At 60.8% G+C, this 12,216-nt stretch carries 15 protein-coding genes and 3 pseudogenes; 9 read left to right on the plus strand and 9 right to left on the minus strand.

Annotation, left to right across the window (positions count from 1 at the left end):
- Window positions 1-235: 235 nt before the first annotated feature.
- A pseudogene (locus tag V8352_RS20180) lies at window positions 236-637 on the plus strand (transposase); the annotation flags it as partial.
- 568 nt (window positions 638-1,205) lie between these two features.
- Here the strand turns inward: V8352_RS20180 and V8352_RS20185 are convergent.
- Complete coding sequence (locus V8352_RS20185; protein ID WP_336426075.1) at window positions 1,206-2,108, minus strand: recombinase family protein; 903 nt, start codon at window positions 2,106-2,108, stop codon at window positions 1,206-1,208.
- Between the two features lie 239 nt (window positions 2,109-2,347).
- Window positions 2,348-3,289 carry an IS1595 family transposase gene (locus tag V8352_RS20190; RefSeq protein ID WP_336426076.1) on the minus strand — a complete coding sequence of 314 codons (942 nt, stop codon included), beginning with the start codon at window positions 3,287-3,289 and terminating at the stop codon, window positions 2,348-2,350.
- Window positions 3,290-3,373: 84 nt separating this feature from the next.
- Between V8352_RS20190 and V8352_RS20195 the strand changes: the two are divergent.
- The 6 genes and pseudogenes from V8352_RS20195 to V8352_RS20220 all read left to right on the plus strand — a co-directional run.
- Window positions 3,374-3,592: pseudogene (locus V8352_RS20195) on the plus strand (transposase domain-containing protein); the annotation flags it as partial.
- Window positions 3,593-3,800: 208 nt separating this feature from the next.
- On the plus strand, window positions 3,801-3,989 hold the full coding sequence (locus tag V8352_RS20200; RefSeq protein ID WP_336426077.1) for a hypothetical protein: 189 nt from the start codon (window positions 3,801-3,803) through the stop codon (window positions 3,987-3,989).
- A gap of 85 nt (window positions 3,990-4,074) precedes the next feature.
- Complete coding sequence (locus V8352_RS20205) at window positions 4,075-4,668, plus strand: hypothetical protein (protein WP_336426078.1); 594 nt, start codon at window positions 4,075-4,077, stop codon at window positions 4,666-4,668.
- Window positions 4,669-5,008: 340 nt separating this feature from the next.
- A complete protein-coding gene (locus tag V8352_RS20210; RefSeq protein ID WP_336426079.1) occupies window positions 5,009-5,215 on the plus strand; it encodes a TniB family NTP-binding protein in 207 nt (68 codons plus the stop codon).
- A 135-nt stretch (window positions 5,216-5,350) separates the two neighbouring features.
- Window positions 5,351-5,542: a chemotaxis protein CheB gene (locus V8352_RS20215; protein WP_336426080.1), complete on the plus strand. Its 192-nt coding sequence runs from the start codon at window positions 5,351-5,353 to the stop codon at window positions 5,540-5,542.
- A 615-nt stretch (window positions 5,543-6,157) separates the two neighbouring features.
- Window positions 6,158-6,420 (plus strand): annotated as a pseudogene (locus V8352_RS20220) (transposase); the annotation flags it as partial.
- 312 nt (window positions 6,421-6,732) lie between these two features.
- Here V8352_RS20220 and V8352_RS20225 read toward each other — a convergent pair.
- The 7 genes from V8352_RS20225 to V8352_RS20255 are packed head-to-tail and all read right to left on the minus strand — an operon-like array spanning window position 6,733 to window position 10,461.
- Entirely contained in the window at window positions 6,733-7,092 is a 360-nt protein-coding gene (locus tag V8352_RS20225) for a cupin domain-containing protein (RefSeq protein ID WP_336426081.1), read from the minus strand.
- A complete protein-coding gene (locus tag V8352_RS20230) occupies window positions 7,089-7,814 on the minus strand; it encodes a 5-formyltetrahydrofolate cyclo-ligase (RefSeq protein ID WP_336426082.1) in 726 nt (241 codons plus the stop codon). The genes V8352_RS20225 and V8352_RS20230 overlap by 4 nt, the downstream gene beginning before the upstream one ends.
- Window positions 7,801-8,856, minus strand: a complete 1,056-nt coding sequence (locus tag V8352_RS20235; RefSeq protein ID WP_336426083.1) for an NAD(P)H-dependent flavin oxidoreductase — start codon at window positions 8,854-8,856, stop codon at window positions 7,801-7,803. Before V8352_RS20235 ends, V8352_RS20230 begins: the two co-directional genes overlap by 14 nt.
- Window positions 8,853-9,233 carry a DUF488 domain-containing protein gene (locus V8352_RS20240; RefSeq protein ID WP_336426084.1) on the minus strand — a complete coding sequence of 127 codons (381 nt, stop codon included), beginning with the start codon at window positions 9,231-9,233 and terminating at the stop codon, window positions 8,853-8,855. Before V8352_RS20240 ends, V8352_RS20235 begins: the two co-directional genes overlap by 4 nt.
- A complete protein-coding gene (locus V8352_RS20245; protein WP_336426085.1) occupies window positions 9,230-9,568 on the minus strand; it encodes a carboxymuconolactone decarboxylase family protein in 339 nt (112 codons plus the stop codon). The genes V8352_RS20240 and V8352_RS20245 overlap by 4 nt, the downstream gene beginning before the upstream one ends.
- Window positions 9,561-10,049: a hemerythrin domain-containing protein gene (locus V8352_RS20250; protein ID WP_336426086.1), complete on the minus strand. Its 489-nt coding sequence runs from the start codon at window positions 10,047-10,049 to the stop codon at window positions 9,561-9,563. Before V8352_RS20250 ends, V8352_RS20245 begins: the two co-directional genes overlap by 8 nt.
- 19 nt (window positions 10,050-10,068) lie before the next feature.
- Window positions 10,069-10,461, minus strand: a complete 393-nt coding sequence (locus V8352_RS20255; RefSeq protein WP_336426087.1) for a group III truncated hemoglobin — start codon at window positions 10,459-10,461, stop codon at window positions 10,069-10,071.
- 153 nt (window positions 10,462-10,614) lie between these two features.
- Here V8352_RS20255 and V8352_RS20260 point away from each other — a divergent pair, with 153 nt between their 5' ends.
- Both V8352_RS20260 and V8352_RS20265 read left to right on the plus strand, forming a co-directional pair.
- On the plus strand, window positions 10,615-11,052 hold the full coding sequence (locus V8352_RS20260) for an RrF2 family transcriptional regulator (RefSeq protein WP_336426088.1): 438 nt from the start codon (window positions 10,615-10,617) through the stop codon (window positions 11,050-11,052).
- The coding region (locus tag V8352_RS20265; RefSeq protein WP_336426089.1) for a cbb3-type cytochrome c oxidase subunit I at window positions 11,052-12,216 on the plus strand (1,165 nt) is incomplete at its 3' end. The genes V8352_RS20260 and V8352_RS20265, both read left to right, overlap by 1 nt.

Genomic DNA, 12,216 nt, shown 5'->3' on the forward strand with positions numbered 1-12,216 from the left:
AACGATGACGGTGAGACGGCGATGATCGCCGCTCAGTGAACGAGCAACACCGGCTATGAAGAAGCAGGTGGACGCCAGTTCCTACACCACTTCCCGGGGCACTACCGTTACGCTTTGGCAATGCTCTTTGATAGAAGCCGACGTCCAACCAGCTTGCAGATTTGGTCCATGAGGGCTCGGAGCGGGCCTCGGATGCGGCGCATCATTCCCTGATATGATGAACTGTCAAGGTCTAGTTGCCGTCGCGGAGCCTGGTAGCTCCCGGAATCGTTGCATGGCAGATGGCAAGGTGACGTTCCACTGGCGTGACTATCGCCATGGTCGTCGGCCCAGGACGATGACCCTCGATGCCGGAGAGTTCATCTTGCGCTTTCTTCTTCATACCGTGCCGGACAGCTGTCACCGCATCCGCCTTTACGGCTTTCTGGCCAACGGGCAGCGTGCTGCCCGCCTCACGGCGCGCAGAGCGCTGCTGGCCGACCGGGCATCGGAAACCGAGATCCGTGCCAAACCCGCGATGAAGGCGGCACCCGCCGCGCGGCCATGCCCCTGTTGCGGTCGATCAATGGTCAGGCTCGCCGTCTGGTATCACGGTCAGGCACCGCCCGAATGGCCATTCTGGAACGGCACCTCATGAGCGCCCACGACAGACAACAGGTATCCCACCGGCGGCCCGCCTCCATGCGGACCAGCCAGATCGTATGCGGGCCAAGGCCCCGGTTGCGCCAATTCCGATCGCTCCGCGAGACCACTGCCCAGCAAACTGGACCAGTTCAGCGGTCGATCATGGACAACCATGGCCTTGTCAGCCGACCGTTCGGCGCCATTCATCTGCCCTTTCGCCATCGCGGTTATCACGCCAGGCCAACGCCGGAGCCACAATCCCCATAGCGCAAAACCGACCCGCGGGTTCGTTCAATCCGGCTTCAATGAGGTCTGCCGGGCAGCCGTGGGGCAGCATCAGCGTTGCGCCCGCAGACCTCACAGAACCCTCCAGATTCCCATGAGGCTTGATTTATGATTCCCTGTCTGCATGGCAGATATGGGGGTTTGTGGCCTGTCTAGACCACATGCAACCGCCGCCCGCATCTGGCACCGCAGAAGAGACCGGCAAGGAGCGCACCACCGCCGCGACCGAATTTGATCCCGCCAGCACGTCCGAAAGCGTTCTTGGCCTGCTGTGCCTGATTGCGTTCATATTCCTCTCAATCGATATAACCGACATGGTGGTCTCTGATGACCACATCCCAGTCTTCGGGGGATTTCCGATTCTTGTAGGTGACATGCGCACGGCCGTCCCGAATTTTTGCTTGCCGCCCGGTCATACCATAGGCGTAGACCCCGGCATAAAACATGTTCTTCAACACGCTGATCACGTTGCGATAGCGAATGGGCTGCCATTCGAAACTTGTCAGCCGAATGCCATCGGAGGGCCGGGGAAAATGAATGCCTTCGCTCGACATGGCCAGAAGAACCTGCCGGGCGCTTCCAAGCTCGCGGAACCGGCAAAAGATCTGCGGAATGACCTCCTGGATGCGGAGATCGGCATCGAACATCACACCGGCGTCACGATCCCACAGGTAGCCAACTGGCGGCGTATACCGCAGTTCGGCTCGGCGCGCTTTGGCCCTTGCCGCTTCAACCATTCGCGTGCGCAGGACGCCGAGCTCAAACTCGCTGATGCTGCCCTTCATGCCAAGAAGCAGCCGGTCATTGGGATGGCGCGGGTCGTAGACGCCATCGTGGTCCACAACACGGGCATCTACCATGCCACAAAGCTCCAGCATGTGATGCCAGTCGCGCCCGTTGCGGGCCAGGCGCGACACTTCCAGACAGAATACCGCGCCGATCGACCCCGAACACAGCATGGCGACAAGCCGTTCGAAGCCGGGCCGGGCCTGGCAGCCGCTGGCTGATACACCAAGATCGTCGTCGATGACATCAATTCCGGCAAAGCCATACCCGAGGGCCATCTCGACAAGATCGTATCGTCGGCCCTGGCTCTCGAGGTTCATCATGACTTGGCTCTGCGTCGACTGACGCACGTAGATTACCGCATGACGCTTGAGCAGTTCAGGCGGAAAGGTCAGGGTCCGGAAAACCTTCACATCTGCACCAAAATAGGCATGCCATCGATAATGAACCCGATAAACTTGCCCGGCATGGGCAGAATGAACGAGAACTGGCTCTCAATCCCAAAAACGCATTAAAGGCTTATCCCTGTGAAGCCGGTTCCTCTACATGTTGATTTGTCCGGGCAGCCTGTAAATCCTGGTTTCGGCATGTAATCGGGGTGAAGAAGGCTTTGACGGAGCGGTGGTAGCAGTGTGCCGGGCTGGTTTTCGCCTCAGACGCGCTGCTCGACGAAGTCGCGATACGTGGCCGGGGCAAGGTCGACCCCTATCCCGAGCAACCTGTCGAAGGCGCCGTGCATGTGTCGGCGGCGGTTCCATCGGAACACGAACTCGTCGAGGTAGCGCTGCACGTGGCGCTTCCGGAGGCCGTGGAAGGTGCCCTTGGCCCATCGCTTGAAGTTCGAGAAGACGCGGTGGACCCAGTGCAGGAGGTCGTGCGCCTTCCGACCCGTGACGACGCGGACCTCGTGAGTGTTCGCCGGCGGGTTTTCGTATCCGAGCCAGCCGTCGGTGACGATGTGCGCGCCGGGTTCGACGGATCGACCGATGAAGCCATGCAGGGTGTCCCGCGACCCGTTCGTGATGTGCTCGAGCCTGATGCGACGGGGCTGCCCATCCTCCGATAATTCAACTGCCCCAACGACGAAAATCTTGCCCACGGGGCTTCTTCCACCCTTGGGGCGGTCGACGGGATCGTGCTTTGAGCGGAAGGGCATTTCGGTCTCGTCGATCTCGACGAGGTCTTGCAGGAGGCTCCGATCGGGGTCAACCATCGCGCGCCGGAGCTTTTGCAGAAGCAGCCATGCTGTCTTGTAGCTGCCGAGGCCCAACTGGGCCTGGAGCTGGAGCGCCGAGATCCCGTTGGAGTGGCTCGCCATGATATGCGCAGCCAGGAACCAGGTCCGCAGCGGCAAATGGCTGCGGTGCATGATCGTGCCCGCGGTCACCGAGGTCTGCCGCCCGCAGCCCGAGCACTCCCATGTCGGCCGCTGGCGCCCCAGCGCCCACCCCGAAGTGTGGCCGCATCCGGGACAGACAAAGCCGTCCGGCCAGCGCCGCTCAACAAGATACCGGGCGCACGCTTCCTCGTCAGGGAAGCGCGCCTCAAAGGCTTGGCGCGACATTGGCCGGTCGGTTTTCCAGCGGGAGGGCATGGTCAGAACATTGCATGAACTTCGTCCGACGGCAACCCTTCACTCACAAGGTCTGGGGAGGCCGGAGCCAAAGGGATAAGCCTTAACGCATTATTTGCGGGTCACGGCGAGGGCGGAAAAGCCTGGGGCCGCATCGCTTCATTAGTCGAAACATGCAAGATCGACGGCGTAGAACCCTTCGCCTATGCGGAAAAGCTGATATCCGCATTGAGCGATATCTTCAGCGTGGGTCTACCCGGCATTCGGGAGGCATGTCACTTCTGCGAGAATGGGGATGACGACCTCCTTGCTTCCGCGATGTAAATCACGAGCCGGGCACCCGCCTCTTGGCCGAGATTTCATTCAACTGGGGGCAGTGAGACATTCACTTCGACCGTAGCTGAATGGCATCAACGGTGTGTTCCTTGTAGTGAAAGGTCGAGCCGGGATGGCCGGGAAGATTTCGAGGGCATGTTCGACACCGGGCGACACAATCCGCGCGCCGTAATTCTGGTCGTCAGAAGTGAAATGCATGTGCCACGAGCAACGGCTTCTGGCTGTCCGCGCAAAAACACCAGATTGCCGCCACGGCAATGTTTCCGTGCCGATGCCGGTCGACCCGATCACCTGTTTATCCGCTGCCGCGGTAGGTTTCCGAAACGTATTTTTGAAAATTGTTTCACATCCCCTCAAAAAAATCGGCACCGGCGTTTCCGTATGAATGTCAGGCCTCCAATATTCTTTCCAGCAGCCGTTTCGACCCTGCTCGAGCGACCGCATGAAACCTTTTGAATGGAGACAAGACCATGATCAAACATCTGACGCCGGCTTTTCTTTCGGAATTGACAGACCAGCACTGGATCAATGAGGTGTGCCGCCAACTCGGCGATGCGACGGTGCCCGGGGTCGGCCTCATCGGGGTCGACATTGGACACGTCGATCTGCCGGAAGCCGACCTTGTCGTGTCGAAACCGTGCGTCGGCTTCGTTTCGTGCGGCCCCCGCATCGAGGCCACGTGCATGAATTGCCAGCCTGCGGAACGTGTGAAATACGACCGGATCGAAGCGATCTTGAGTTCCAGTTTCGCACATTCGCGCATGACCCACTGGGCACTTTGTGACAAGAATCCGCAAGTGAACACACTGGTTTTCCGGGAATTCACCTTGGCCTACAGCTACGATTTCAATTTGCCGAAACCCGAGCGCGCGGCATCGATCCGACCGCGCCTGATCCTGCATGGCAGTGCGAACAGACTGGACCCGCGCACACTGAGCGCTTGTATTCAAACCTGCCTCAACAGCTTCACCCAAGCACACGACGACATGCGCGCCCTGCAGCTGGTTGCACCAGCCCCATCTGCTCTTGCAAGTATTTTTGGAGCAGCACCGGCCGGCCTGTAGCGTGCTCTGTGCGACGCTGCGGGAGATCCGGCATGACCGTTATCGGCGTCGCATTGCCAACAGCGTGGACGATGTGAAGAGGTTGGTGGCATCGGATTAAGGCTTTCACTACGCCACGATTGCTGCATTCCGGCGACCGGTGCTGGCGTCCGACGCGAAATCGCCGCGACTGTTGCGGCCGCCAAAACCTCAAAAAGGCGGTTGAAGGAGATGACCCGCGTCCGGCATGCCATCGAGGCAAAGAAGCCGTATGCAGGTCTCGCCGCGCCTTCCGCCCCGGCCCGGGCAAACCTCGACCCGGATCGCGCGCGGCGGGTCTTCCAGGTCGAGGATTGGTAAGGTGCTGGATCATCTCATGTCCGTCACCGTCCCGCTTTTGCAGGCCAATGACGCAGTGCGGATCGCCCATGTTCGCGCGCCGCGCTGGATCAACCATCCGGCCGCCGGCGCGGCGCATGACGCGATGCGCCAATTGCTTGAGCGACCGCCATCGCTGCGCCCACGCGGCTTGTTTCTGTCGGCCCCTACCACAACGGCAAGACCATGATCGCCGAGCGCTAGACCGTCGAACACATGCGCCTCGCCGACCAGCAAAAGGTGTGGGGGCTTTACCCGATAATTGTCCGCTGAATAAGCGGGCGCCAAACCCGGTGCGTAACGAGCAACAACAAGGAGATACCTCATGCTCAAGATGATCGAAGGCCCGAAGGCCTCAACACTTAACGACAATGCCGACGGGCCTTTCGCGTTCGGAGGCTATCGGACGATCGGAGTGGTGCTGTCAGGGTCCCTCGACGACGGCACGCTGGGCTTGGCGGAGATCCACGAAGCCGGAGGCTGGACGATGATCATCAATCCCGCCGGACAACCATAGCCCAGCATGCCAGAGAATGCGAGTTCATACCATGGCCCGATAAATGTTATCGGTGATGTGTCTGTGATCGCCAGGGAAGTAGAGAAAATTCTGGCAACCGACCGTCAGTCGTCTTGATCTATACTTGGTGGCTCGGCAGATGCCGGTGCGACGATCATTCTCGATGCGCTGAAGTCCTGGCCTAAGCTTTCAAACAAGAAAAAAGCCCCGGAGCACTACCGTGCGCAACCGGGGCTAGGTATGGGAAAGGACTCAAGTCCTTAAAGTCGTAACCATACCCTGCAGCAGGTTACTCCCAAGCGCAAGCGTCCCTTTGGCCAAATGGCAGCGCTTGTGTTTGCTCAGACTGTGAAGACGGACACGTGCTCAGACAATATTTAACGTCTTTCAAAGACCGAATTGAATCGTTTGATCTAACCCCTTTCCTCAGGGCACGGCGCACACAGACGTCGGTCGGGGTTAGAAAATCTTGATCAATGGACAAAGTCAGGCCATATTTTATCTAACCCGAATTATTCATGAATGTGTGGTGAGGGTAGCGTAAGCCCATGAATCCCGGTATTTTTCGGTTGTCGAAGCCAGAAAATCCAGCTTCCAAGGCAGGTCATCCTCATCATGATACAGTCTACCGTCGCCGCACCTGCTTTGTCACCCTTGAACGGCAAACCCTTCTCAATTTTGACGGCGCAGAAATGAGTTCGGACTCCGGTCTGACGCTCTTGCGGGAGGTCGAACGCCGGACCGATCTGACGGGTGTGGTTGCGTCGTGTCTGCCGGATTCGCGTGAACCGGGCAAGGTGCGGCACAGCCTGCAAGACATCATCCGGTTTCGGATCATGATGATCGCAGCCGGATATGAGGGCGGTAACGATGCGGATGTCGGGACCAAGAGGCGGTTGCGGGTCGAGCGTCGCTGAGTCGTATTCAGGATATGGGTCGATCTGTCTCGGCCCGGAAATCACCACTTTGAAAAAAGGGCCGCCCGCCCGCCTACGTCTACGGAAGCCAGTTCGGCCATACCGATTTCGGTCTCGATGCACGGCGCGCCGCTGCGCCGGTGTTTGTGATCACGATCTTTCCACTGGGCTAAGTTTTCGACCGAGTGTCTCAACTATCCAGGTCAAGCCATGCGTGTGACCACGGATCGACTTGCCACTGTGGCTATCACAATCCTAGTGAACAGAGGGGAGTCATGGCGTCAACTGTCCGCTACTACCGTCGGGCTCGAATAGAATGGTCAGAAGCAACGATGCGTCCTGGATCCCTTTTACCGAATGCGGCACACCGCTTTCGAGATACACCCAATCGCCCGCCCGCAGATTGATCGTCTCGCCGATTAGCCCGATCTGCGCGTGTCCTTCGATACATTGAAGGGTGATCTGGCCGGGAAGGTGGTGGGATGGGATCTCCGTTCCCGCCAGTACGACAAGCCGCACCGCCTCAAAGCTTGATGTGCGAACGATGGCGTGTGTTCTGGCGGTGACGAGCTGCGGCCCGAGCGGGCTTAAATCGACGGGCTCGCCGGGTGTGGCATGTTTCAAGGCCATCATTTTCTCTCTTGTGGCTCTTCGCCCTGCCCGGGCATCTGCATGACCTGCACACCATCCTCGGTGATGATCGCGTCGAGGCGGCTGTCGTGCGGCTGCGGGTAGATCGTCGCGAGCTGGGCTGCTTGAAGGCCGATGCCGATGACGAAGGGACGCGGCGACAGGTGCGCGAGCGTGCGGTCGAAGTAGCCGCCGCCGTAGCCGAGCCGGTATCCATCCCGGTCCCAGCCGACAAGCGGGGCAAGCATCACTTCCGGCGTCACGACCTCTGCCTGCGGCGGCGGAACCGGGATATTCCAGTCGCCCCGCACCATGTGCGTCTCCGGCGTCCAGCGGCGGAAGACGAGCGGGGACTGTTTCACCTCGACCAAGGGGAGCGCGACCCGGGCGCCTCTCCCGTGCAGATCAGCCATCAGGGGGCGCAGGTCGGGCTCGCCCTTGATCGGCCAGTAGGCCGAGAAGACGCGTTCCCGCATGTCGCCAAATTGGTCTGCCAGAAGGTCGCGCAGGTGACCCGACAACGCGGTCCCGACGGCGCCGCGCACCTCTACGCTCAGTGCCTGGCGTTCGGCGCGCAGTCGCACCCGCTCGGCCCTGCGCCAGCGCGCGACATCGCACGCCTGTTCCGGGTCGACGCCCAGCGGGTCGAAATAGTCGGGCGCGATCTCGCCCGCCATGCAGGGCGGGGAAGCGTAGCGTCCCTCGGACCCGTTATTCTTCGCCATGTCGTGCCTCCTTGTGCCCGCAACCGTCGGAGCGGAAGCGATTCAGCAAGGCTGCCGCCTCGTCCGCCATCCGGCGCACGCGATCACCGGCGGGAACGACGTCCGTGATCTGGCCCACGCCCTGACCTGCATAGAGTGCCATTGCCTCCAGATCTCCCGTCGTCGTGCGCAGGGGCGAGTCCGTGCTGAACCGCAGGCGGGCCACATCATCGTCCCAGGCGATGGACTCTCGCGACAGGGCGTCGGGGTCGTGGCCCAGAAGCCGGTCGCCGAGCGCCTTCGTCACACTGTTGGCCAGAACCCGGACAGCGGCGCCGCGTGGCCAGTTCAGGACGAAGATATCGGTGAGAACCGTGTCCGCAGCATGGGCCGCCACCAGTCGGCGCTTGTGCGCGTCATGGGCGAAGGATTCGGCGGTTGCCAGAAAGGCCGTACCGCAATGCACACCTGCAGACCCCATGGCGAGGGCGGCGGCCAGCCCCCGCCCCTCGACGATCCCGCCGGAGACGACGACCGGCAACCGGGTTCCGGCCAGGATCTCGGCGGCCAGTGCGAAGACGCCGATGCGCCCGTGAACGTGCCCACCAGCCTCGATGCCCTGCGCGATCAGCACATCCGCGCCGGCCGCCTCGGCATCGCGCGCCGCCTGCACCGTTCCGACCTGGTGCAGGACGAGGCAGCCAGCCGCCTTCACGCGCTCCACAGCCGACGGCACGACGTCCCAGAAGAACGAGAAGGCCCTGACGCCGAGGTCGAGGCAGCAGGCGATCTGGGCATCGAGCAGGTCCGGGTCGGTCGCCGCCGGGATCAGGTTGACCGCGAAGGACCGGCCGGTCGCTGCCCGAAGAGCCTGAACTTCGTGCTCGATCAGCTCGGGCGCCTCGCGCACCATGCCGAGCGTTGGATATCCGCCCGCCTTGGCCACAGCCGCCGCCAGTTCCCAACGCGACACGCCGCCCATGCCGGCCAGCAGGATGGGCACGTCGCAACCCAGCAGGTCGCAGAGCGGTGTGCGCAGCGCGGGATACAGGCCATCCGTCATATCGCGTCCACCTGCGCCAGTCTCCCGCGCAGATATTCCCGCAGCACCACGGCCTGGTTGTGTTCGCGGTCCTTCGCGCCGAAGAGCAAGACAACGGGGCCTTTGCGGCACCAGGCAAGGCAGCGTTCCACCGCTTCGTCGTTATGGTCCAGTTCTACTTGATAGCGGCGCCGGAACTCTTCCCACCTGTCCGCGTCGTGGCCAAACCACTTGCGCAGGTCGGTGCTCGGGGCGACCTCCTTGATCCAGTCGTCGAGGTCGAGATCGACCTTGCTGATACCGCGCGGCCAAACACGGTCGACCAGCAGCCGAGCACCTTGTGTCTTGCCGAGATCGTCATAGACTCGTGCGTGGTCGATATCCGGCGCGTTTGTCATCCTGCGGCGTCGTCCTCCATAACGTCCAGCGCCTTGATCGAATGGGCGAAGGTTGCGCCTGCGCGCATCTCGGCTGCGACCCAGATCGCCTCCATGATCTGCTCTTGCGTGGCGCCTGCGCAGCGGGCGGCTTTCACATGACCTTCGATGCACCAAGGGCATTGCGTGACATGGGCGACAGCGACAGCGATGATCTGCTTGGTGCGCGCATCAAGCGCGCCCTTGGCGGATACCGCCTTCGAGAATGCGCGGAAGGCGTCGCCGGCCTCCGGTGCAAGGGCGTGCCGTCGCTCGGTATGGGCGCGGGTTGTCTGCGGAAAATGAAGTTCAGACATGGGCAGCGCTTTCAGGCTCGAACTGCGGGAAGAGCACGTCGTTTTCCAGCCGGATATGCTCGCTCAGGTCTGCGATGAACTCTGCCAGTCCCTTGTAGAGCGTTGCCCAGGGTGTGCAGGCCCCTTCGGGCAGAGTTAGATTGTCGGTCAGGTGGCGAATCTTGGCAATCTCGCAGTCGTGGTCGTCATGGTCGGCACGCATCAGAGCGATCCGCTCGGCCAACGGTGCGCCGGCGCCCTTGCGGATCAGCGGAAAAACCAACAGCTCCTCCTTCTTCATGTGCACCTCCATCTCGCCGGTCAGGCGGCGTAAAATGGCGGTCAGCCCTTCGGGTACGTCATGATCGGGTTCGTGCAGGTCCTCGATCATCTCGGCAAGTTTGATGAGGGTCTGCAACTGCTGCCGGTGTCGTGCGTGATACCGCGTCTCGATGTGGCGGGTCAGGTCGGCGGCGTCGTGGATCGGGGCAGCATCAGACATTCGGGCATCCTTTCTTTCGTCAGCGAAGGGCGGGAATGGCGTCGGGGTCGGCCTGCGCCTCCTTGACCGCGATGTGGAGCGAGCGGGCGATGCGTTCGGCTCGCTCAATGACATGCAAGGCGCCCTCCGGTGTGCAAGCCTCTTGCGCCGTCTCTCGGAATAGCTGGAGCCAACGGTCGAAGTGCTCCGCCTCGATGGGAAGTGGAGTGTGCGCAGGAACCGGACGCCCATGATAGTGCCCCGTCATCAGCGCCACCGAAGACCAAAACGCGACCATACGTTCCAGATGCGGCTCCCAGTCGGTGATGCGCGCAGAGAAGATTGGGCCAAGAATGTCATCGTCTCGAACGCGGGCATAGAAGGAATGCACGAGGGTGCGCAACAAGGCCTCATCGAGTCCGGTCTCGGCCATTATTCTTGCGGTCATTTCCGGGCGGACAGAGGCGATTCCATGCGTTGGATCGAGTAGCGTCATTTCGGACCCTCGTGATTGCTGCCTTGCATTCCAGTCTATGGCTGGTAATAGGTATTGTAAATACTCATTAAGGATTGGAGCATCCCGAACATGCGTCTCACGACCTTCACCGACTACGGTTTCCGGATGCTCATGCGCATGGCAAGCGACCCGGCCCGCGCCTATTCAACCGCAGAGCTTGCGGCAGAATTCGGCTTGTCGCGGAATCATCTAACCACGATCATGCAGCGGCTTGCGAAAGCCGGATATGTTGAAACCCGGAGAGGCAGCGGCGGTGGTGCAATCCTTGCGATACCAGCGGCCGAGATCCGACTGGGCGCCATAATCCGCCTGCTGGAAGACGGACAGCCACTGGTCGAATGCTTCGCAGCCGACGGAGGGGACTGCACGATCGACGGACGCTGCCGGTTGAAGTCGCGTCTACGATCCGCAGAGAGATCATTCATGGCTGATATGGATCGCTCAACCCTCGCAGACATTGCTCTAACCACAGCTTCGAACCTCCGTGCAGAAACAGGAGAGCATTAATGTTAGCAACCCTCACCCAAATGGAACGGCGTGTTGGCATAGGCCTATCGGTCGCGCTTGCATTGATGGGATTTCTCATGGCCGCCGCAGCGCGAGAGGGACCTATGGCAGTGCATGGAGGGATGGCGCTTGCTTTGGGGCTCGCCCTGGTGTTTTTGATTGGCGGCGCACTTTACGATTACGCAGAGCCGGGCCCTGACAGGCTGACACGCTATTATGATGCTCCAACGCGCTTCGGGATCAGCATGACGCTGATCTGGGCGATCATCGGGATGGGTGTCGGCGTCTGGGTGGCTGCGCTGATGTACTGGCCAGAAGCGACCCCGATGTGGCCCGCGACCAGCTTTGGACGGCTACGTCCGGTGCATACGACCAGTGTGATCTTCGGCTTCGGTGGCAACGCTCTGATCGCAACATCATTTCACGTGCTACAACGCACATCTCGCGCGCGCCTGGCTGATGCGATCAGCCCGTGGTTCATCCTGATCGGCTTTAACCTGTTCTGCGTTTGGGCGGTAACCGGCTACTTGATGGGCAGCACCCAATCCAAGGAATACGCCGAAGCCGAATGGTATGCCGATATTTGGTTGGTCGTGGTCTGGGTGACCTATTTCGCACTCTATATCCGCACTCTGGCCCGCCGGAATGAACCGCATATCTACGTTGCCAATTGGTACTACATGGCGTTCATCTTGGTCGTGGCGATGCTGCACATCGTCAACAACCTCGCGCTACCGGTAAGTTGGACAGTGGCTGAAAGCTTCACCATCTGGGCAGGTGTTCAGGATGCGATGATCCAGTGGTGGTATGGCCACAATGCGGTGGCGTTCTTCCTCACAGCTGGTTTCTTGGGAATGCTCTATTACTTCCTGCCGGTGCGTGCAGGGCGGCCCATCTGGTCCTACCGTTTGTCGATTGTCAGCTTCTGGGGCATTGTCTTTTTTTACATATGGGTGGGGTCGCACCATCTGCATTACACCGCCCTGCCCTATTGGGTTCAGACGCTTGGGATGACCTTCTCGATCATGCTGCTGGTGCCCAGCTGGGCGTCGGCAGGCAATGCGATCGCCACGCTGAACGGAGCGTGGCACAAGGTGCGCGACGACGCGACCCTGCGCTTCATGTTCGTGGCCGCCGTATTCTACGGCTTATCCACCTTCGAAG

The organism is Roseovarius sp. D0-M9 (assembly GCF_037083805.1).
Taxonomy (GTDB): Bacteria; Pseudomonadota; Alphaproteobacteria; order Rhodobacterales; family Rhodobacteraceae; genus Roseovarius.

Coding starts and splice junctions, on each gene's coding strand:
- V8352_RS20190 (WP_336426076.1), bottom strand. CDS start 3,289: ATGCCCTCCCGCTGGAAAACCGACCGGCCAATGTCGCGCCAAGCCTTT.
- V8352_RS20200 (WP_336426077.1), top strand. CDS start 3,801: ATGTGCCACGAGCAACGGCTTCTGGCTGTCCGCGCAAAAACACCAGAT.
- V8352_RS20205 (WP_336426078.1), top strand. CDS start 4,075: ATGATCAAACATCTGACGCCGGCTTTTCTTTCGGAATTGACAGACCAG.
- V8352_RS20215 (WP_336426080.1), top strand. CDS start 5,351: ATGCTCAAGATGATCGAAGGCCCGAAGGCCTCAACACTTAACGACAAT.
- V8352_RS20225 (WP_336426081.1), bottom strand. CDS start 7,092: ATGATGGCCTTGAAACATGCCACACCCGGCGAGCCCGTCGATTTAAGC.
- V8352_RS20230 (WP_336426082.1), bottom strand. CDS start 7,814: ATGGCGAAGAATAACGGGTCCGAGGGACGCTACGCTTCCCCGCCCTGC.
- V8352_RS20235 (WP_336426083.1), bottom strand. CDS start 8,856: ATGACGGATGGCCTGTATCCCGCGCTGCGCACACCGCTCTGCGACCTG.
- V8352_RS20240 (WP_336426084.1), bottom strand. CDS start 9,233: ATGACAAACGCGCCGGATATCGACCACGCACGAGTCTATGACGATCTC.
- V8352_RS20245 (WP_336426085.1), bottom strand. CDS start 9,568: ATGTCTGAACTTCATTTTCCGCAGACAACCCGCGCCCATACCGAGCGA.
- V8352_RS20250 (WP_336426086.1), bottom strand. CDS start 10,049: ATGTCTGATGCTGCCCCGATCCACGACGCCGCCGACCTGACCCGCCAC.
- V8352_RS20255 (WP_336426087.1), bottom strand. CDS start 10,461: ATGGCCGAGACCGGACTCGATGAGGCCTTGTTGCGCACCCTCGTGCAT.
- V8352_RS20260 (WP_336426088.1), top strand. CDS start 10,615: ATGCGTCTCACGACCTTCACCGACTACGGTTTCCGGATGCTCATGCGC.